Consider the following 19,941-nt stretch of genomic DNA (forward strand, 5'->3'; position numbering starts at 1 on the left):
TTAATTCTTTTTATTTTGGTTTGATTGCGGGTTTAAAAGTTTACCAAATCGTTTAGCGAGTTCAGGCAGTTCTTTTTCACTTAATGGGGTTTCTAACTTGTGTAAATAATTAATACTGTGGGGAGTTACACCAAGCAAATGCTGAGCATTATCTATCTCAACAACCATTAAACGCTCGCGAGAACCTAAAGGTAGACTTCTAACTACTTTAAACTCATCACTATTTGCTAAATTAGGGTTAAGCTTTTTAACAAAAAATGCCAGTACAATAATCAGTACTAGCACCATTACAAGCGACAGCACCATAGAGAATATATCCCCAGTTGGTGTTGCCACATCTGCTTTTGAAAAAACGGTAGTCGTTAAAGCAACTAATAAGCTCATCGTAATTTTTTGATCCGCTCTACTTGGCTTATCACGTCAGTTAAGCGAATACCAAATTTGTCGTTTACTACAACTACTTCACCATGAGCGATTAAAGTACCATTAACTAGCACGTCTAGCGGCTCACCCGCAACACGGTCAAGCTCAACAACAGAGCCTTGATTAAGTTGCAGTAAGTTACGAATGTTGATTTTAGAGCGCCCTACTTCCATTGAAATAGTAACGGGAATATCTAAAATAGTGTCGAGTTTCCGTTTTTCATCACCACTCATTTCGTGTTTTGAATCACTTAACTCATCAAGCTCTGCAACATGTGCTTCGCCACTATCATCTGGACCTTCGGCTTCTGCTAATGCTGCTGCCCATTCATCCATTGTGTCTTGATCATCGCTCATACTTTTAACCTTTTAATCAATTACCAGTCTAAGTCTACACCGTCAGAGAGGTGTAAATCATCTTCTAGTTCTGCTAATTCTGCATCTGAGTCAATTTTCTTGCCGCCTTTGGTAAATACATGCAGCTCAGATTTAACTGAATCAGGTCGTTTAATTTTTTCACTAATTTGAAGCGCAACATTATCGCGAGAGCGACCCATCTTGGCTCTAAATGTAGGGAGTTCCTCAACAAATACGGTTATATGCTCAGGCATTTCAACCGGAATAATATCACCTGCTTTTAATTCCATAATTTGCTTTAAGGTCAAATCAACTTCAAGTAACTGAGTCGACATATCAACCTCAACATCCATTATTTCATCGCGAAGTGCTTTGCTCCAACGTAAGTCGGTATCCTCTGTATCAGATTGAACACCCGCATCTAAAAGCTCTCGGATTGGCTCAAGCATCGAATACGGAAGTGCAATATGAAAATCGCCGCCACCGCCATCAAGCTCAATATGAAAAGAGCTAATAACCACAACCTCTGTTGGACTTACAATATTCGCCATAGCTGGGTTTACTTCTGAATCGAGATATTCAAACGATACATCCATAACCGGTGCCCATGCTTCTTTGTAGTCTTCAAAGATTATTTTAAGGAGCATTTGTACAATCCGGCGCTCTGTTGGGGTAAATTCTCGGCCCTCTATTTTTGCATGATAACGCCCGTCACCACCAAAAAAGTTATCTACCAAAATAAACACAAGTCGTGCTTCCATGGTAATCAGGCCAGTGCCTTTTAAAGGCCTAAAACGGACCATATTTAAACTGGTTGGAACAAATAAAGTATGAATATACTCGCCAAACTTAATCATTTGCACGCCGTTAATAGACACCTCTGCGGTGCGACGCATCATATTAAATAGGCTAATTCGCATATGACGAGCAAAGCGTTCGTTAACAATTTCCAGCGTCGGCATACGACCACGTACGATCCGATCTTGCGAAGAAAAATCGTACTGAAGCGTACTTCCCCCGCCATCTTCACCTTCGTGTATATCTTCCTCTTCAACGTCATCAACGCCATGTAATAGCGCATCAATTTCGTCTTGGGATAATAAATCGCTCACGCTAACCCCTTATTGCATCACAAAGCCGGTAAACAATACCCGCTCAATTACTTTACTGCCTTCAACATCCATTAAGGCTTTTTGTACCTTTTCAAGTGCAGAAAAACGAAGTGTTTCTTTACCAGAGCTCGTACTTAATTCATCAGCTGTTGTAGTAGAAAACACGCTTAATAGCGTCCCTTCTATTAGTGGAATATGTTTTTTGGCTGTTTCTTCATTTACTTCGCCACGTACTAATAATTGTACTTTAATTTGTACAATTCTATCGCGACTTGAGCCAGGCACGTTAAATACAAATGGGCGTGGCATAGCAACATATAAAGCACTACCAACTTCTGCTGATGAACCAGAAGCTGCAGGAGCAGCATCAGTCGACATCGCAGTCTCTTCATCTAAGGTTTCAACTGGCGCATCCGAACCTGACATAAAAAAGTAACCCGCAGCACCACCTGCAATAAGTAGTACAGCTACTATGATTATTATTAGTTTCTTTTTACTTTTACCGGTTTCTTCGATTTCTAAACTTGCTTCTTCAGCCATCATGATTCCTTTAATCGCAAAGGTACTTGCTTGTTTTAACTATTATAATAGCAGTACTTAGGCATAGTAATCTATTGATGATGAAGTTTGTTGTCGAGAACTTTGTGCAGTGTTATTTGCTTGCTCGTCATTTTCATCATTAACTGACTTATTATTAGCCAAATTACCTTGGGCTCCACTCTCACTTTGCTCAGCTGTTTCACCACCTGATTGCCCATAAGAAATAGTGCTTTCACCAAGCTCTAGCCCTTGTTGCGCTAACATTTCACGTAAGCGCGGCATTGATTGCTCAAGCGCTTCTTTGGCTTGCTGGTTTTGTACAACAAAGTTTATATGTGCTTGTTCTGCATCACTACGAATACGTATTTGCATGCTGCCCATTTCTGGAGGATCGAGGCGAATTTCTGCTTCTTTATTATTAATGCTCAACATTGAGCTAACGCGCTCTTGCAGTAATTTAGCTGCATCACTTTTAACAATATTAATTGCCTGCATTACACCTGGATCAATACTTACTTGCTTAACTTGTGATGTACTTTGTAATTGTTGAGTTTGTATTATTTGGGTATCAAGTAAGCTCTGCTCGTAACTTAATGAGTCGTATTGGCTTAATGTGCTCGTTTGCTGAGTATTTAAAGCGGCTGTAATTTGCGTAAATACTTGTACTACGCGTGCAGGAGTTTGTTCTGCCGTTATTTTTCTAAGCCCATCTTTTTGTAACTCTTCAAATGATTTTAATAAATCATCACGCTTAGCAGAGGTTGCTACGGCTTTATTGATATCCGCGCCTTCGTTTGTAGATGCCTTTAAGCTTAACTTTTGTGGATCATATACTGTATTAGGAGTCTCTGAGGCCACAAACGTTTTTGAGTCTGATTTAGCGGTATCAGCAAGCCCAATTTCAATAGAAGCTTTTAACTCATTAACTGTTTGCTTAAGCACTGACAACTGCTCGCCTTTAGGCTGCTCTGTTTTAATATATGCGTTTAATTGCGTTAATAAACTTTGTTTTTCAGTTGTATTAAGTGAATTTATTTCTGCGCTAAAAGAGTGTTTTGTTACCGTGCTTTGCGCTTTTTCGTTATCAGTAATAAATTGTGCAAGCATTTGCTTAAGATTTGAAGTGTTACTAGTTGCGCTATTTGTTGAATCAGCGTTCTCTAATACCTTAACTTGCGCGTTAAGTTGTGAGCGCTGCTCAGGCGTTAAACTAGCAATAACGCTATTAGCTTTAATTAAGCTCGCATCTTTAGTCATTAACGTATCTATTGCAGTATTATTATCAGCTTCAGTTGGTGCTAAAGGAGACTGAGTAACACCCGCTTTGTTGGTGGGTGTTGGCAAAACTATATTATTTTTATCAGCAGACTTATTTTGTCCTAGCTGCTCTTTAGAACCCATTGATGCAAATTCAGGTTTTTCTAATGTAGAGCCAGGGCTGTCATCGGACTTTTTATTGATAAAATTTAATGGCCCTTCAATAGCTTCAGCAACACCACTTTTCCGATGTTTGCCTTCATTTAATGGTAAAGAGTTCAAAGGTAGTGAGCTTAAGTTATCGCTTTTTGAATCAATTAATTTAGCCGTTTTAGAGTCTACATTAGTGGCAATTGGATTTTGCACCACACTCGCTGTATTCGCTTCTTCAGTCGTTACTTCATCACTTGTATTAGCAGATAAAATTACTGAGGTGGTTTCTAACTCTGCATTTTCTGATTCTATACTTTTAGTTGCATCGAACGGCTTATTAATCGAGGTGCTCATTGCTTGTGCTGAATTAATTTGATCAAGCATCTCAACAGATACAAAAGTAACTTCGTCTGTTGTTATTTCATCTAGCTTTACGCTCAGATTTTCATTTTCTTCTGGCTGTTTATGCTTAGGTATGGCAATCGAGTTTTCGGCATCGGGATTTTTATTGCCCTTAAGCAAAGGCCCCATAGAGTTATGTGCTTCGTTTAGCTGGCTTAAAAATTCCTCGCCTAAATTTCCTTCGCCATTAGCTAAGCTATTGTCTTTAAAAGCTAACAGTGAATCTTTTTCAGAAGAAACTAAAAACGAAATGTTATTCATCGCCATAAATCACCTAATACCATTACGGCAATATGCCACCGCATACCGCCAAAAGTTAAATACCACTAAGTAACAAAGCAATTAACGTGCCTGAATTACAAAGCTTTCCGACGTTGAAAAAACTGATTAGCTGAAAACTCATCTAACATTTTCTGCTCGTTTTTAGCCATTAACGCATTTGCTTTGAGTTTTTGATTCTCGATTAATTTGGCAACTGCTTTAGCTTTAATTTGCTGCTTAAGCCATAGCGTTTTACGTTGAGTAACAACTTGCTTAGCTGTATTTACTGTACTTGCTTGTTGGCGAATTGCCTCTTCAATTTTAGCTATAAAAGCATGGTACTGACCAAACCCTGCACTAGATAAACCCGACTTACCTTTTAGGTGTAACTGTTGAGAATATTCAAGTCTAAAGTTATTTAAACCTTGCAGCTTTTGTTGATTTGCTTGCAAATTTTGATTGGCTTGTAAGTAACTCATGCGCAAATTTTCTTCTTTATCATTTTCAATTTTGAGCAATAAATCGAGTTTATTTTTAGCCATTATGCTTGTCCTAGTAACTGAGCAAGACCTTGCAGACCATCATCGTAACTAATGACATCTCGCATACCTTGTTGTAAAAATGCATTTACTCTTGGCATCATATTTATGGCTTGGTCGAGCATTTGATCGGTCCCTTTTTGATAAGCACCTAAAGTAATCATATCTTTGTTTTGTTGATACATTGAATAAACTTGCTTAAGTACACGGGCTTGTTGCATGTGTGGTTCAGAAACGACTTGAGGCATAACACGCGAAATCGACTTTTCAATATCTATAGCGGGATAGTGCCCACTGTCAGCTAAATCACGCGATAGTACAATGTGGCCATCTAATATAGCTCGCGCTGCATCAGCAATAGGGTCTTGCATATCATCGCCTTCACTCAACACCGTAAAAAAGGCGGTAATTGAACCTTGCCCTTCACCGCCATTACCAGCACGCTCCACCAGCGCAGGTAATTTAGCAAACACCGAAGGCGGATAACCCTTTGTAGCTGGCGGCTCGCCAACAGCAAGTGCAATTTCACGTTGCGCCATTGCATAACGCGTTACCGAATCGAGTAACAATAATACGTTTAAACCCTGATCTCTAAAATACTCTGCAATAGTTACGGCGCTCTCACAGCCTTTTAAACGCATAAGTGGTGATGAATCAGCGGGCGCTGCGACAACAACTGAACGTTTGCGCCCCTCTACACCGAGTATTTCTTCAATAAATTCTTTTACTTCGCGACCACGTTCCCCCACTAAGCCAACAACAATTACATCGGCTTCGCTACCTCGGGTCATCATACCGAGAAGTACTGATTTACCCACACCAGAGCCTGCAAACAAGCCCATGCGCTGGCCTTGCCCTACTGTAATAACCGAGTTAATAGCACGCACACCTACATCCATAGGCTTAGTGATTGGTCTTCTTGAAAGCGGGTTTATAGTATTTTGTGCAAACTTTAAATGATGCTCAGCATTAATTTTACCAAGGCCATCTAGCGGTCGCCCTAAGCCATCAACCACGCGCCCTAGTAAACTCATCCCTACAGGTAAACCTAAGTTATTAACTTGAGGAATTACACGCGCACCAGGAAGTACACCAGAGATATGATCATTAGGCATTAAATACAGAGTTTGATCGTTAAAACCGACTATTTCGGCGTCTACAAAGCCGTTCATAGTTTCTATTTTACATTGGCTACCAACGGGAGCACGTAAACCTCTAGCCTCAAGGGTAAGGCCAACAACACGCGTTAAAATACCTGCCACAGCAGGCGCTGGGGTTTTAATATGTTGTTGATATTGAGATAAGCGTTCGCTTAAAGGTGCACGTTGAGTTGACATAACACGCCAATAAAATAGTTAGATACCACTATTATGCAAAAAACTATCCAACGTTTCTTTGACACGTGTTTTAAGGGTCATATCGAGTGATGATTGCGCTGTTTTAACTTCACAGCCACCGCGCTCAAGAGTGGGCTCTGCCATTAATTGCCAGTTATTATCAATAATGGTTTGTTCGCCGTAACTCTCTTTTATGAGCTCTAAATCTTCGGGGTTTAAATGAATTCGTACTTTTTCTTGCTCGGCATTAAGAGAATCTATACTTTGCTTTAACGTATGTAAAATCACATCTGGCGATGTTTTTACTTCTTGATAAATAACAGCTTCCGCTAACATGCTAGCAAGTTGTACTAATTGCCTTTCGGCTTGTTCATCTACTTTATCTAGCGGTGCAGTAAGTCCCTCTAAAATAGTTTTTAAACTTGTTAACTGCTCTTCAATTAATGGTTTTACGTCATCAAGGCCTTTGGTTTTACCTTGTTCTAAGCCTTCTTTGTAGCCTGCCTCTTTGCCTTCGCCAACGCCTTTTTCAAAACCGTCTATGTAGCCTTGCTCATGACCTTGCTTAAGGCCTTCTTCGTAGGCGTCTTGCCTAATGCGTTCAAGCTCAACCATAGTAAGCGCAGGCAATTCTGGTTCTTGTGGCTCATCAATTGGCATTTCTTCAGCTAATTCTTTTTTATACAGATCACTAAGCGGTGTGCCGTAAGCCGTAGAGCGATTGCCAAAGCTGCTCTCATCTGGTGCTACATCTGGAATAGCCCAGTTTTTTAATAATTCATCTGCTTCATCAGCCCGAAGTGTGCGCCCTTTGAGTTTGCTCATGGTTTACAAGAACTCCTCGCCACCGCCGCCGCCCAGCTGAATTTCACCTGAGTCAGATAAACGACGCGCTGTTGATAAAATCTCTTTTTGCGCCGCTTCTACTTCACTTATACGAACAGGTGCCATAGCTTCTAAATCATCAGCAAGCATTTCGGCTGCACGCTTAGACATATTGCCCAGTATTTTATCTTTAAGGGCATCGTCTGTACCTTTAATTGCTTTCATTAATACGTCTTGTTGTACTTCTCGCAGGATTGCTTGAATACCACGGTCTTCAACATCCATTAAGTTTTCAAACACAAACATTAAGTCTTGAATTTGCTGCGACATCTCTTCGTCATGCTCACGAATAGAGTCCATCAACTGCCCTTCTACATTGGTATCTAGGTAGTTCATAATATCTGCAGCTGCTTTTAAGCCGCCCATTTTAGCGGCTTGCGCACCTGCTTGGCCGGCAAATTGTTTTTCCATAATTTCGTTTAGCTCTTGCAGTGCTGCTGGCTGAACTTCTTCAAGGTTTGCAATACGCATTGTTAAATCTAAACGCACTTTTTCAGGGAACTGAGCAATAATCTCAGCTGACTGTTCAGGCTCTAAATACGATAATACAATGGTTTGAATTTGCGGATGCTCATTACGAATAATGTTTGCTACCTGCTTAGAGTCCATCCATTTTAATGAATCCAAGCCTTTAGCACCTGAGCCCATAACAATTTGGTCAATAAGGCTAGCGGCTTTGTCTTCACCAAGTGCTGCTGTAAGCGCTTTTTTAATAAAGTCTTCTGACTGAAAACCAATGGTACTAAAGCTTTGAATTTGCTCTATAAACAAGTTATGTACAGCGCTAATTTTAGCTTGAGATAAATCCTGTAGCCCAGCCATCGCCATACCCACTTTTTGCACCTGTTTAGGCTCTAAGTGTTTAAGGATTTGCGCGGCATCTTCTTCTGATAAACTCAAAAGTAATATAGCGGCTTTATCTACCCCATCTAGCTTATCAACATCAAAGGCTGGCGGGAGTTGTTTTTGTTCTTGATCAGTCATCTTCTGTTAACCACGCTTTCACTACTTGTGATGATAGTTCTGGTTCGTTAGCTACAAGGGCACGAATTGCTTTGAGTAAATCTTCGTCGCCATGTAAATCCGGTAACTGCAGTGTACCATCACTTGAGAAACCAACCGAAGCAGAATCAAAGTCTTTATTTAGCATATCAAGTGTATTGTCGCCAATATCTACGCCTGAACTTAATGCATCTTCGTCGTATTCTTCTAGTGTATCGTCTGGGTAAATTAAGCGCTTAAGCATTGGTTTTACTACTGCCATTATCAATACAATGATAACTAAGGCCCCTAGTACAAGGCGGGCTATTTTCATAAACCAGTCTTGTTCCCACAGTGGCACTTCTATTGCTAAATTTGTTGCTTCACGTACAAACGGCACTGTTACTACTTCAAGTGCATCACCACGTTGCATATCAAAACCTACACCACCTTGTAGTAAGCGACGAATATTTGACAATGCCTCTACCGAGCGCGGGGCCATAGTTGTTTCGCCGTTTTCTCCCACTTTAGGGACATAGTCAACAGCAACTGACACACTTATTCTGCGTATTACACCACTTTGCTGGCGCTTGTGAGAAATTGTTGTATCGAGTTCATAATTACGTGTTGCTTCTTTGTGGCTACGTGTTGGTGACGTAGCTGTGCCTGCGCCGCCTTGTCCTGCAACTTCAGGGATGTTTGAGTTTAGCGGTGGTTGATTTGTAAGCGCACCAGGAATACCAACAGCTAAACCACCAATGTTATTTTCTTCAAATGTGGTTTCGCTTCTAACCGCTGGTAGGTCTGGGTTATAACGCTTTTGAGTTTCCTCAACTGAGCTAAAGTCCATGCTCAAATCAACTTGAGCTGTATAGTTTGCAAGCCCAACAACCGGTATTAAAATACTGTCTATTTTTTCAAGATACTCTTGTTCGCGCTTACGTTCTAAATCGTATTCTTTACGAGAGCGTGCTGCTAATGAGCTTTGCGAACCTGAATTTAATAATCGACCATTTTGGTCAGTAACTGTAACACGTGCAGGCTCTAAGCCTTGTACTGCTGAAGCAATCATATCAACAACAGAGTCTACTTCTTCACGGTCAAGTGAGCGGCCACGCTTAAGTGTTAATACAACAGTAGCGGATGGTTTTTTCTCTCTGCGGGCAAATACGTTTTCTTTAGGGATGGCTAACAATACTTTGGCGCGAGTAATGTTATTTAGCTCTTCAATGGTGCGGGCAAGTTGTTGCTCGCGGCCATGTTTAAGGCGTTCGCGCTCTAAGCGTTGGCTTACACCAAAGCCCATATCTTGCATAATTATGTCGGAGCCAGATGCAGGGCCTTGCTCTAACCCTTCGCGGGTCATTAGCAATTTAATGTTTTGGTATTCGCTTTCATCAACCGATACAACATTGCCATCAAGTTGATATTCAATTTTTTGCGCATCTAAAAAGTCTAATGTTTGAATAAGCTCTTCTGTTTGCATTTTGCCTAACGGGCGCATATCTGGCTGACGAGCCCAAATAATAATAAAAATCGCGATAGCTAAACAAATAGCCAATGCTATAACCAATGTTACTTGGCGCAATACATCAACACCATTTAAAGCACTTAAGTAGCCTGACTTTTGTTCTTGTTGATCATCACCACCACCACTTTGGTCAATACCGCCACCAGCAAGTGCTAGGTCTGTAGATTGGTTAGATTGCGCCACAATAATTCTCCACTACCTAATTAAACAGGCATGTTCATGATTTCTTTATAAGCTTCAACAAGTTTATTACGAACCTGTACTGTAGCCTCAAAAGCAACTGATGATTTTTGAGAAGCAATCATCGCCTCAGCAAGGGATACACTTCGATCCCCCATCTCAACTGCTGTTACTTTTTGCGCGGCATCTTGTTGTAACCCGTGCACTGAATTTATTGCATCACTTAGCATGTCGCCAAATTGTGCTGTAGAAGTAGACTGCACCTGAGTTGGCAGTTTATTAGTTTGATTATTACGGCCGGCTTCTAAAGCCATTGATTGCATTTCTTGAAATACAGCACTGTTTTGAATTTTCATAATTTATCTCTGACACGCAGTGAACTCTTATAAGTAATAAAGCACAAAGCATGCCAAATAATTAATCATTAAAATACAGTAGGTTAACTTTAATTTGTGTGAGTCAGAGTTTTGACAACCCTAAGCTCGCAGCGCAAACTTAGGGTTTATAGGAGGTTATGCAGGAAGTGAAATACCTAAATCGCGCATTTGCGCTAGTTTATAACGTAAAGTTCGTGGGCTTATACCCAACGTTTCAGCAACGTCTTTACGCTTACCTTGGCAACGTGCAAGGGTTTCTAAAATAATACGATGCTCTTTGTCTTTAAGCTCATCTTTATAGCTACCGGTATCTGCCGCTAGCAAACCTTGATTAGGCTCATCCTCAGCATGCGATTTTTCATCATAATATGCAGAGCTTAACGTGCTTTTATCAACACCTTTATCTGCGTGAGCTAATTCTGTTGGCGATACTGTTAGCGCTGGTGCCAATGAAGGCTCCATAACAAAGTTATTAGATACTAAGTTTTCGATAAAAATAGCATGCTCGTTTATTGTATTACCCGTGCGCAGTATAAGTGCACGCTGTATAACATTATCAAGCTCGCGCACATTACCAGGCCACGCGTGAGCCAGTAACTTTTGCTCAGCAGCTTTATCTAAATACGCCATAGGCTCTTTGCTTTTACTTATATGGCGCTCAATTAAATGCTTAGCCAATACAATAATATCGCCAGGGCGTTGGCACAATGGTCGCCACATAAGTGGAAAAACATTAAGCCTGTAATATAAATCTTCTCTAAACTGATTCTCAGACACAGCTTCTTTTAAATCACGATTACTGGTTGCCAAAATACGTACATCGAGCTGAATTGTTTTACGCCCCCCTAAACGCTCAACTTCACGCTCTTGCAGTACGCGTAAAAGTTTAGCTTGAAGCCCTAAATCCATTTCAGTAATTTCATCAAGTAAAATAGTACCGCCTTGTGCTTGCTCAAACTTACCCGGACATGCTTGAATCGCCCCCGTAAAAGCCCCTTTTTCGTAACCAAATAACGTGGCTTCGAGCATATTTTCAGGAATAGCCGCGCAGTTAATCGCTACAAATGGCTCATTACATCGGCTCGACTTATCATGAATATAACGCGCAAGTACTTCCTTACCTGAACCACTTGGGCCAAGTACCATTACACTTGCATCAGAGCGTGCTACTTTACTTGCAAGCTCCAATAATTGAATACTAGTTGGATCAGCAACAATGGGGCCGTCGGTTTCTTTTGCTTTTTCAGGCAAATAACGGCTCACCATATTTAACAGCACTTCAGGTGCAAATGGTTTTGCCATGTAGTCAATTGCACCTAGGCGCATGGCCTCTACCGCATCGTCAATTGTGGCATACGCCGTCATCATCAATACAGGTAAATCAGGGTGGTTTAATTTAATACTGCGTAGTAAATCCAGTCCACTCATTGCGCCCATTTGCACGTCGCTTACAACAAGCGAAAATTGATCCTTTTTAAGCAGTAACATTGCTTGCTCAGCACTGCTCGCTGCAACACATTCAATACCCGACATTTCAAGGGTATCTATTAAGGCTTCACGAAGCCCTGCGTCATCTTCGACAACTAAAATAGTGTTACTCATAATGACCCCTCTAATTTAGATGTTGCCTTAATAGGCAGTAACAAGCTAAAGCAGGCACCACCCTGCGTATTATTAGTCACATCAACACGGCCTTGGTGCGCACTAGCCACCGAACTCACTACAGCAAGCCCTAAACCTGTGCCCTGACTTTTTGTAGTAAAAAATGGTTCAAAAATTTTATCGCTTTGGCTTAAATCAACACCTGGGCCATTGTCGCTCACACTAATACGAACCATATCTAAATCTTTTAAATCTCTTTGTGCGCTAATTTTTACTTTTGCGCCGCTGCCAATAACTTGAATACTATTGTGCACTAGATTTTGAATAGCACTGGCCAATGCCGTTTTATTACCAACTATTTGTATATCTGGCTCTGGTAAGCTTACATCCAGTTCACTTTCATTAAGTGCGACCATCGCATCGGCACCTGCTTTAACTTCTGTTAAAAGCTGCTGCATTGAAACTTGCTCAACAACTTGCTGATCGCCACTTTTAGCAAATAACAGCATGTCGTTTACTTGAGTTTCTAAATCTTTTAAACGCGACATTAACTTTGTTTGAAAATTATCACGAGATGCTTCAGGTAAGCGCTTTGACCCTAAATTAGCAGCGTACAGCATAGCGGCTGAGAGCGGTGTGCGTACTTGGTGCGCTAATGATGCAACCATTTTGCCCAGCGCGCTTAATCGCTGCATATGTGCAACACGTTTTTGTAAGCGACGGGTTTCGGTTAAATCCGTCATTAAAATAAGTTGCCCAGGCTCTGGTGCTAAAGCGGTAATATCAAGCTTTATTAGGCGCCCGTCCTTTAAAGACACTTCATGGCCATCATCTTGATGTGGCCTAAAAGAGCGCTGAATAACATTAAACCAGCGTTCGCCTTCAAGTGGCTCGCCAAGCATATCAATAGCTATTTGATTCGCTTTTGCAATCAACCCTTTGCCATCAAGTACAACCACACCTGCTGGCATGGTATCAACCAAGTGCGAAAGCCAACTTGCTTGCTTGCGCAGATCGCTTAATTCACCAATGTACTCCTCTTGAAGTAAACATGGGTTATACTGATTTGCAGAAAAAAACTGTGGTTTTAGCACGCTAGCAAGGGCCATAATCAAATCTCGAATTGATGTAGATACATGTCTAAATGCACGATTTATACCAAAATTTATTTACATACTTATCATTAAGTTACATCAATAATTTGAGCGACATAAAAATGACGCACACAAAAAGGAATAATAATGAGTGAGCAAAAAAAGTGCCGTTGCCCGTGGCTCGACACCACTAAACCCGACTACGTTATTTACCATGATGAAGAATGGGGCGTCCCTCTTTATGATGATACAAAGCTGTTTGAATTTATCACTCTTGAATCAGCGCAAGCCGGCTTAAGCTGGTACACAATTTTAAAAAAGCGAAGCGGTTACAAAAAAGCATTTGCTAATTTTGATGTAGATAAAGTGGCACAATTCACACAAGATGACGTTGAGAGACTAATGCTTGATGAGGGTATTGTGCGCAACCGATTAAAAATTGCGGCAACTGTTAACAACGCAAAGTGCTTTATAGAAATACAAAAAGAATTTGGAAGTTTTAGTAACTACCAATGGCAGTTTGTCGATAATAAACCGATTATAAGTAATTTAAATAACGCTGAGGACTACCCAGCAATTACAGAGGCATCAACTGCATTTGCTAAAGATTTAAAAAAACGGGGTTTTAAGTTTTTAGGCCCAACAACGGTATATGCGCATATGCAGGCCTGCGGTATGGTTAACGATCACAGTAATGATTGTTTTAGGAAAGAAGAAATTATTAAGACTTTTAGTGAGTAAGTGATTTATAACCATAAAAGTGATTAGTTCACAAAGAGGTTAAGAGACGCTGCGCTTTAGAGAAGTAAAGCGTAAGTTGACTATGGTTTCTCATTTACCTTCGTTTTTCTCTTTGTGAAATAACGTTTTATTTAAGTGATTAAAAGCTTCGCTTTTCACGCGAGCAAGCTCAGCGTCCACCGCCAAGGTTTAAGTTTGTGTTTATCTTGTAGACGCCAAGCTTGCTTGCGTGACGGGCAAAGCCCGTAAAGTGATTGATCACAAATGAATAATAAATAACGAAAAGTATTTCACCATTTTCGTACTTCTAATCTCGTGAAAGATTATACTTTTTCATTTTCTCAACGAGTGTTGTTCTGCGAACCCCTAATATCTCTGCAGCGCGAGCTACAACGTAATCATAGCGCTCTAACGCTTGGGTTATTAAGCTAATTTCGAGCTCGGCTAAATAATCTTTAAGTTCAATACCATCATCAGGTAATAGCCCACTACCCGTTTGGCTAAACTCAGCGTCTGGCTCACTTTCGTAATCACTAAAGCCTGTACTAAATATGTCGTTAAAGGCGTCTTTTTCCATTAACTCTTCAGGGTATTCTGGCTCGTAGGCTTCAACTTCAATGTAACGATATTTGTTAGGTAAATCAGGAATATCGACCACTTTGTCAGGGAACATAATAACCATACGCTCCACCAAATTAGCAAGCTCACGAATATTACCAGGCCAAGCATGTTCTTTTAAGCTCTCAACTGCGCGCTCTGTAAACTTAGCGGTAGAACCAGTCTGGTCGTTAACACGGCGCATTAACTCTTTTAAAAGCAGCGGAATATCATCAGCTCGTTCACTCAGCGATGGGTTTTCGATAGGGAATACATTTAAACGGTAATATAAATCTTCCCTAAAACTACCCTCTTCAATCATTGTTTCAAGATTACGATGCGTGGCAGCAATAACGCGTACATCAGCTTGGATTGCCTTTGTACCACCAACACGTTCATAGCTGCGTTCTTGCAATACTCGCAGCAACTTAACTTGCATTTGCAGTGGCATATCGCCTATTTCATCTAAAAATAGCGTCCCACCTTGAGCTAGTTCAAAGCGCCCTTTACGAGCCGATATAGCACCAGTAAACGCGCCTTTTTCGTGGCCAAATAGTTCACTTTCGAGCAGCTCTGCAGGAATAGCACCACAGTTTACAGGTACAAACGGTCCATTAATGCGCTTTGAAAGCAGGTGTACATTACGGGCAACCACTTCTTTACCAGTGCCTGATTCGCCTAAAATTAAAACATTAGCATCGGTTTTTGCCACTTGTTCAATTAAAAAGCGAACATCTTTTACGGCCTCTGTTTCACCAACAAGTCCATCAAAAATTTTATGTGGTTTAGAATGCCTATGCTCATTTGGCAACATGCGCTGATACTGCTGGCAATCGTGAAGTAACTGCGTTGTCACTTCGTGATTAAATGGCTCGCAAATAAGCCCCACCACATTAGCGATACTTAATAGTGGTTTTAGCGTTTCGCCAATTAATAAAAACGGTAATGTTGGATAGCGTTTAATTAAGCTTTCGTGGTCCAGTGATTGCAACGCTCCTAAAATAATCATGCATTCTTGCTGCTGATATTTTTTGCATTCTTGTTCAAAGCAGTCTTCGCTTAATAGTTGTACAGCTTCACCAATAAAGCCAAGTGAAGCATTTAATCCTATTGCGCGGTTGTTATTATTATCTAAAATCAAGATCATATTTAGCGAGCCGTACTTTCACTAATTTGTATAATTAGTTAAATTGTAAGCCAGTTCAGCATGGATGCAAGTGATACCGGCAGTTTTTTGACATAAACGCCAAAAAACAGACGGATTGGTTAACTTAATAATACTTAATACTTAATTATTAATTTAGAATAAACTCAAAATAGACTCAGCAGATTGATTAGCTTGTCCACGAAGAGCAATAGATGCATTCGTCAAAATATCGTTTGAGACTTGTTGTGAAATTGCTTGCGCATAATTGGTATCTTGAATTCGACTTTTACTTGCAGCAATATTTTCCAACTGTGTACCTAGCCCTTTAATAGTGCTCGCTAAGGTATTTTGAAAAGCTCCAAGTTCAACACGCTGAGCATTAATTTCGTCGCTCGCTTGATCACTAATATCAATGGCAGCTTGTATACCTGCTTGAGTTGAAATATCAATCGTTGCAATCACAGCAGCAAAGCTACCGTCGGAAGGTGTAGTTTTTTGTGTTGTATTGGCATCAGGCCCCACTTGAAACGACACTGACTGACCGTCAAACAATGGTTTACCGCCAAAAGCAGCATTTTCAAACGTCTCAGTGATTTGACTTTGTAACTGCCCCACTTCTTCTTGTAATGCAGCTCGGTATATCGTTAAGGGTCCCGTTACCTACTTGAGTTGACAGTTCGCAAATGCGTGACACAGCATCATTAACCCCAGATAAACTTGACTCAGTCACTTGCGAATAAGAGATACCGTCGTAAGCATTGCGAACAGCTTGCCCATAACCATCTTGTTACGATGTTAATCGATCGATGATTTGCAAAGCTGCGGCATCATCAGCCGCTGAGTTTACTTTTTTACCCGTAGCAAGTTGCTCTAAAAATTATTTCCTGTTTGCTGCGTATTATTAAAAAAATTAGCAGCTGGTGATTGAATTTTCATAACAGGCTCCGACACACTGAATGGTTGAATTATAGCTTAATTTGCCAAATTTTGTACTTTGTACCATGTTTAAACTAAATTAACTTGGCATCGTGCTTGCAAACCTACTCTGTTAATAGGTAAAGTACTGAGCAGTGTATTAAATTTCACTTTTTGCGTATTTAATTTTTACTATAACTACGCCAATGATAAATAACTTGGGTAACATTATGTTCGATAACAAAACAATTTTAATTACCGGTGGTACCGGATCATTCGGTAAAAAATACGTAAAAACGTTACTTGAACGATACAAACCAAAAAAAATAATTATTTTCTCTCGTGATGAGCTGAAACAATTTGAAATGCAGCAAGACTTTGATCAACCATGTATGCGCTATTTTATCGGTGATGTACGCGATAAAGACCGTTTACGCCGTGCAATGCGTGGGGTCAACTATGTAATTCATGCAGCTGCTTTAAAGCAAGTCCCTGCGGCTGAATACAATCCAATGGAATGTATCAAAACTAATATAAATGGTGCTGAAAACGTGATTGATGCAGCACTGGACAACAATGTTGAAAAAGTCATTGCGCTTTCAACTGACAAAGCGGCCAACCCTATTAACTTATATGGCGCCACTAAATTGGCGTCAGATAAGCTTTTTGTAGCCGCTAATAATATTGCTGGCGGCAACCGCACCACATTTTCAGTTGTGCGTTACGGCAATGTGGTTTGTTCGCGAGGCTCTGTAGTGCCCATTTTTCAAAAGTTTATTGATGAAGGTCGCGACCATATTCCAATTACTCATGAAGAGATGACACGTTTTTGGATCAACCTTCAGCAAGGTGTCGACTTTGTATTGACCAATTTCGAGCGTATGCTTGGTGGCGAAATTTTTGTGCCAAAGATTCCATCGATTCGCATCACTGACTTAGCAAAAGCAATGGCCCCTGATTTACCCATTAAGGTAATAGGCATTCGTCCGGGTGAAAAACTGCATGAAGTGATGTGCCCACAAGATTTATGCTTCGAAACATATGAATATCAAGACCACTATGTCATCGCTCCAGGAATTAGATTTAGTAGCCGCAGTAATGACTTTACAGTAAATGCATTGGGTGAAAAGGGTAAAAAAGTTGCTCAGGGTTTTGAATATAACTCACTAGATAACTCGGACTATATGAGCATTGAAGAAATTAAACACTTCAATGTCCAAGCGCTTTTATAAAGTTTATTATGGCAAACAAAATAATTCCCTACGGTAGGCAAAATATTTCACAAGATGACATTAATGCCGTAATTGATGTATTAAAATCTGATTGGTTAACACAAGGTCCTGCTGTACCGGCATTTGAAAATGCAATTGCTGAGTATTGTGGTGCTCACTATGCTTGTGCGGCTAACAGTGCCACTTCAGCCTTGCATATTGCTTGTCTTGCTTTAGGTGTTGGTGAAGGTGATATTGTATGGACCTCGCCAATCTCATTTGTCGCGTCCAGTAATTGCGCACTTTATTGTGGAGCAGAAGTAGACTTTGTTGATATTGAGCTTGAAACAGGCAATATGTCTGTTGCAGCCCTTCAAGAAAAACTAGCAATTGCCAAACAAAACAATCGACTCCCCAAGGCTGTGATCCCAATCCATTTAGCAGGGCAATCATGTGATATGCAGATCATTGCGAAGCTTGCCAAACGGTACAATTTCAAAGTAATAGAAGATGCCTCTCATGCTATCGGCGCCAAATATAAAGACAAGCCAATTGGTAGCTGTGAATACTCAGATATAACCGTTTTTAGCTTTCATCCCGTCAAAATCATCACTTCAGCTGAAGGTGGCATGGCTGTAACGAACAGTGCAGAGCTTGATAAAAGAATGAAGCGCTTACGCAGTCATGGCATTACTAATCATCCTGAAGAAATGACTGAGCCAAGTCATGGTCCTTGGTATTATCAACAGTTAGAGCTTGGTTTTAATTATAGAATGACTGACATGCAAGCTGCTCTCGGGCTAAGTCAGCTGAGTCAGCTAGATAGCTTCGTAGAAACACGAAATAAAATAGCAAAAACGTACAATTCATCTCTTGTAAATTCCAATGTAAAACACTTACAACAGTCTGCCGATAGTTATTCTAGCTATCACCTTTATATTATCCGATTAGAGGGGGGGCTTTGTAAAAAACAAAAAGAAATCATAAGTAGCATGAGATACAGCGGTATTGTTGCGCACCTGCATTATATTCCTATACATATACAGCCTTTTTATAAAAACCTTGGATTTAAAGCGCAGGATTTCCCGAACGCGATGGCTTACTACGAGAGTGCAATCACACTGCCTCTTCACCCGGCTCTGACTGAGAAAGAACAGCATTACATTATAGATATGTTAACTGCGCTCACCCTTTCGCTGAAAAAATAAATGAATGATGTACCATGAAAAGGTTGAGCTAATTTAAATGAATTATTCTTACCACTCACTCGTTGAAGCCTATAAGAATGTAGGCTTAAAAAAAGGCATGTGTGTTTATATTACCGGTGATTTAACTATACTCGGAATTTCACTCGAAATAAGCAAAACAGAACTGCTGGGCATGCACTTTAAAGCAATCTTCGACATTATCACTGAAGAAGGCACCCTTATAGTACCCACTCATAGTTTTTCACTCTGTAATACTGACAAACCTTTCAGCTTAGAAAAAACACGTTCAGAAACCGGAGCGTTTAGTGAATATGTTCGCACTAAAGCTGGCTGTATTAGGCAGATGCACCCTTTTTCTTCAAGGGCCGCCATCGGAAAATATGCCGAGTATATTTGTCAAAACACATCGAATCATAGCTATGGCCAACACACTCCTTTTGCGAGGATGCTCGAACTTAACACGTTATTTATTTCTATTGGGATTCACCCCAAACAAATTGTTAGCCTTGTCCATCAATGCGAATCGGATATGAATGTTCCGTACCGATACAGCAAAGAGTTTTTACACCCAATAGAAAGAGAAGGTGTGATAAAAGTGGAACCCTTTTATCACCTAGTAACGTATCAAGGTGCCGGTATAAAACGAGATAAAAACACTAAAATATTTGAGCATTTCGAAAAGTCATTTTCGCTAAATTCAATGACCTTAGCAAATGGCATGCTATGGGGGTTTGATATGCAAAGCTTTTACAAAGCAACAACGCTTTTAATGTGTGAAGATATTTATTGCTGGCTTGAACACCCACCTTCATTAAGGCCTTATCAAAAGTGAGCTTAGTATAGGCCTTGATATTGTGGTGCGGTTACTTTTCTAAATATTGTATCAGTGCTTCGATAGAGTCTAACTGCGCTAATGCATCATCACTTATATTAATGCCCAATTCCTTTTTAATCATTAACACTATGGTCATCACATCAATTGAATCAAGGCCTAACTCAGCAAAACTTGATTGATAGTCCTCATTAGTATTAAGTTCAACTGATGGGTTTTGTTTATTAATTAATTTAGTTACAACTTGCTTCATATTCATA

19 protein-coding genes and 1 pseudogene are annotated in these 19,941 nt (G+C 40.3%); 4 read left to right on the top strand and 16 right to left on the bottom strand.

The genetic code is table 11. From position 1 onward, the window contains the following. The 13 genes from fliO to I6E69_RS04800 all read right to left on the bottom strand — a co-directional run bounded on the left by fliO (position 1) and on the right by I6E69_RS04800 (position 13,045). Positions 1-384 (bottom strand): flagellar biosynthetic protein FliO, encoded by a 384-nt coding sequence (gene fliO, locus I6E69_RS04740; protein ID WP_197120742.1) that lies wholly within the window; start codon positions 382-384, stop codon positions 1-3. Further along, positions 381-779: a flagellar motor switch protein FliN gene (gene fliN, locus I6E69_RS04745; RefSeq protein ID WP_002959332.1), complete on the bottom strand. Its 399-nt coding sequence runs from the start codon at positions 777-779 to the stop codon at positions 381-383. Before fliN ends, fliO begins: the two co-directional genes overlap by 4 nt. A 20-nt stretch (positions 780-799) precedes the next feature. After that, positions 800-1,891 carry a flagellar motor switch protein FliM gene (gene fliM / locus I6E69_RS04750; RefSeq protein WP_002959334.1) on the bottom strand — a complete coding sequence of 364 codons (1,092 nt, stop codon included), beginning with the start codon at positions 1,889-1,891 and terminating at the stop codon, positions 800-802. A gap of 9 nt (positions 1,892-1,900) precedes the next feature. Continuing rightward, entirely contained in the window at positions 1,901-2,431 is a 531-nt protein-coding gene (fliL, locus tag I6E69_RS04755) for a flagellar basal body-associated protein FliL (RefSeq protein ID WP_002959335.1), read from the bottom strand. A 57-nt stretch (positions 2,432-2,488) separates the two neighbouring features. Further along, a complete protein-coding gene (locus tag I6E69_RS04760; protein ID WP_197120743.1) occupies positions 2,489-4,510 on the bottom strand; it encodes a flagellar hook-length control protein FliK in 2,022 nt (673 codons plus the stop codon). Between the two features lie 89 nt (positions 4,511-4,599). Then, entirely contained in the window at positions 4,600-5,046 is a 447-nt protein-coding gene (fliJ, locus tag I6E69_RS04765; protein WP_002959337.1) for a flagellar export protein FliJ, read from the bottom strand. Further along, positions 5,046-6,380 (bottom strand): flagellar protein export ATPase FliI, encoded by a 1,335-nt coding sequence (fliI, locus tag I6E69_RS04770; RefSeq protein WP_002959338.1) that lies wholly within the window; start codon positions 6,378-6,380, stop codon positions 5,046-5,048. The genes fliJ and fliI overlap by 1 nt, the downstream gene beginning before the upstream one ends. An 18-nt stretch (positions 6,381-6,398) precedes the next feature. Next, a complete protein-coding gene (gene fliH, locus I6E69_RS04775; RefSeq protein ID WP_149602294.1) occupies positions 6,399-7,205 on the bottom strand; it encodes a flagellar assembly protein FliH in 807 nt (268 codons plus the stop codon). Between the two features lie 3 nt (positions 7,206-7,208). Continuing rightward, positions 7,209-8,249 (bottom strand): flagellar motor switch protein FliG, encoded by a 1,041-nt coding sequence (gene fliG / locus I6E69_RS04780; protein WP_007581881.1) that lies wholly within the window; start codon positions 8,247-8,249, stop codon positions 7,209-7,211. After that, positions 8,242-9,960, bottom strand: a complete 1,719-nt coding sequence (gene fliF, locus I6E69_RS04785; protein ID WP_182721180.1) for a flagellar basal-body MS-ring/collar protein FliF — start codon at positions 9,958-9,960, stop codon at positions 8,242-8,244. Before fliF ends, fliG begins: the two co-directional genes overlap by 8 nt. Before the next feature lie 20 nt (positions 9,961-9,980). Further along, on the bottom strand, positions 9,981-10,313 hold the full coding sequence (fliE, locus tag I6E69_RS04790; protein ID WP_039484631.1) for a flagellar hook-basal body complex protein FliE: 333 nt from the start codon (positions 10,311-10,313) through the stop codon (positions 9,981-9,983). A gap of 156 nt (positions 10,314-10,469) precedes the next feature. Further along, positions 10,470-11,936, bottom strand: a complete 1,467-nt coding sequence (locus I6E69_RS04795) for a sigma-54 dependent transcriptional regulator (protein ID WP_197120744.1) — start codon at positions 11,934-11,936, stop codon at positions 10,470-10,472. Continuing rightward, complete coding sequence (locus tag I6E69_RS04800; RefSeq protein WP_002959347.1) at positions 11,933-13,045, bottom strand: PAS domain-containing sensor histidine kinase; 1,113 nt, start codon at positions 13,043-13,045, stop codon at positions 11,933-11,935. The genes I6E69_RS04795 and I6E69_RS04800 overlap by 4 nt, the downstream gene beginning before the upstream one ends. Positions 13,046-13,177: 132 nt before the next feature. Here I6E69_RS04800 and I6E69_RS04805 point away from each other — a divergent pair, with 132 nt between their 5' ends. Then, the gene (locus I6E69_RS04805; protein WP_182721181.1) at positions 13,178-13,771 is read left to right on the top strand and encodes a DNA-3-methyladenine glycosylase I; all 594 of its coding nucleotides are present in this window, start codon (positions 13,178-13,180) and stop codon (positions 13,769-13,771) included. Between the two features lie 307 nt (positions 13,772-14,078). Here the strand turns inward: I6E69_RS04805 and I6E69_RS04810 are convergent, their stop codons facing one another. Both I6E69_RS04810 and I6E69_RS04815 read right to left on the bottom strand, forming a co-directional pair. Next, complete coding sequence (locus I6E69_RS04810) at positions 14,079-15,515, bottom strand: sigma-54-dependent Fis family transcriptional regulator (RefSeq protein WP_197120745.1); 1,437 nt, start codon at positions 15,513-15,515, stop codon at positions 14,079-14,081. A 153-nt stretch (positions 15,516-15,668) separates the two neighbouring features. Then, positions 15,669-16,451: pseudogene (locus tag I6E69_RS04815) on the bottom strand (flagellin). A gap of 209 nt (positions 16,452-16,660) precedes the next feature. On the opposite strand from I6E69_RS04815, the gene pseB reads away from it, so the two are divergent. From pseB to I6E69_RS04830, 3 genes are read left to right on the top strand one after another with little or no spacing between them, the layout of a single operon-like run. Then, a complete protein-coding gene (gene pseB, locus I6E69_RS04820; RefSeq protein ID WP_197120746.1) occupies positions 16,661-17,662 on the top strand; it encodes a UDP-N-acetylglucosamine 4,6-dehydratase (inverting) in 1,002 nt (333 codons plus the stop codon). A 20-nt stretch (positions 17,663-17,682) separates the two neighbouring features. Then, a complete protein-coding gene (pseC, locus tag I6E69_RS04825; protein WP_197120772.1) occupies positions 17,683-18,849 on the top strand; it encodes a UDP-4-amino-4,6-dideoxy-N-acetyl-beta-L-altrosamine transaminase in 1,167 nt (388 codons plus the stop codon). A 37-nt stretch (positions 18,850-18,886) separates the two neighbouring features. Beyond that, positions 18,887-19,681 (top strand): AAC(3) family N-acetyltransferase, encoded by a 795-nt coding sequence (locus I6E69_RS04830; RefSeq protein ID WP_197120747.1) that lies wholly within the window; start codon positions 18,887-18,889, stop codon positions 19,679-19,681. 31 nt (positions 19,682-19,712) lie between these two features. Here the strand turns inward: I6E69_RS04830 and I6E69_RS04835 are convergent, their stop codons facing one another. Beyond that, on the bottom strand, positions 19,713-19,940 hold the full coding sequence (locus I6E69_RS04835; protein ID WP_197120748.1) for an acyl carrier protein: 228 nt from the start codon (positions 19,938-19,940) through the stop codon (positions 19,713-19,715). Position 19,941: the final 1 nt, after the last annotated feature.

Source organism: Pseudoalteromonas sp. NZS100 (assembly GCF_015864815.1).
In the GTDB taxonomy this organism is placed as follows: Bacteria; Pseudomonadota; Gammaproteobacteria; order Enterobacterales; family Alteromonadaceae; genus Pseudoalteromonas; species Pseudoalteromonas distincta.

Coding starts and splice junctions, on each gene's coding strand:
- fliH (WP_149602294.1), bottom strand. CDS start 7,205: ATGAGCAAACTCAAAGGGCGCACACTTCGGGCTGATGAAGCAGATGAA.
- fliL (WP_002959335.1), bottom strand. CDS start 2,431: ATGGCTGAAGAAGCAAGTTTAGAAATCGAAGAAACCGGTAAAAGTAAA.
- I6E69_RS04805 (WP_182721181.1), top strand. CDS start 13,178: ATGAGTGAGCAAAAAAAGTGCCGTTGCCCGTGGCTCGACACCACTAAA.
- I6E69_RS04795 (WP_197120744.1), bottom strand. CDS start 11,936: ATGAGTAACACTATTTTAGTTGTCGAAGATGACGCAGGGCTTCGTGAA.
- I6E69_RS04800 (WP_002959347.1), bottom strand. CDS start 13,045: ATGGCCCTTGCTAGCGTGCTAAAACCACAGTTTTTTTCTGCAAATCAG.
- I6E69_RS04830 (WP_197120747.1), top strand. CDS start 18,887: ATGAATTATTCTTACCACTCACTCGTTGAAGCCTATAAGAATGTAGGC.
- I6E69_RS04810 (WP_197120745.1), bottom strand. CDS start 15,515: ATGATCTTGATTTTAGATAATAATAACAACCGCGCAATAGGATTAAAT.
- fliE (WP_039484631.1), bottom strand. CDS start 10,313: ATGAAAATTCAAAACAGTGCTGTATTTCAAGAAATGCAATCAATGGCT.
- pseB (WP_197120746.1), top strand. CDS start 16,661: ATGTTCGATAACAAAACAATTTTAATTACCGGTGGTACCGGATCATTC.
- fliJ (WP_002959337.1), bottom strand. CDS start 5,046: ATGGCTAAAAATAAACTCGATTTATTGCTCAAAATTGAAAATGATAAA.
- fliN (WP_002959332.1), bottom strand. CDS start 779: ATGAGCGATGATCAAGACACAATGGATGAATGGGCAGCAGCATTAGCA.
- fliI (WP_002959338.1), bottom strand. CDS start 6,380: ATGTCAACTCAACGTGCACCTTTAAGCGAACGCTTATCTCAATATCAA.
- I6E69_RS04835 (WP_197120748.1), bottom strand. CDS start 19,940: ATGAATATGAAGCAAGTTGTAACTAAATTAATTAATAAACAAAACCCA.
- I6E69_RS04760 (WP_197120743.1), bottom strand. CDS start 4,510: ATGGCGATGAATAACATTTCGTTTTTAGTTTCTTCTGAAAAAGATTCA.
- fliG (WP_007581881.1), bottom strand. CDS start 8,249: ATGACTGATCAAGAACAAAAACAACTCCCGCCAGCCTTTGATGTTGAT.
- fliO (WP_197120742.1), bottom strand. CDS start 384: ATGAGCTTATTAGTTGCTTTAACGACTACCGTTTTTTCAAAAGCAGAT.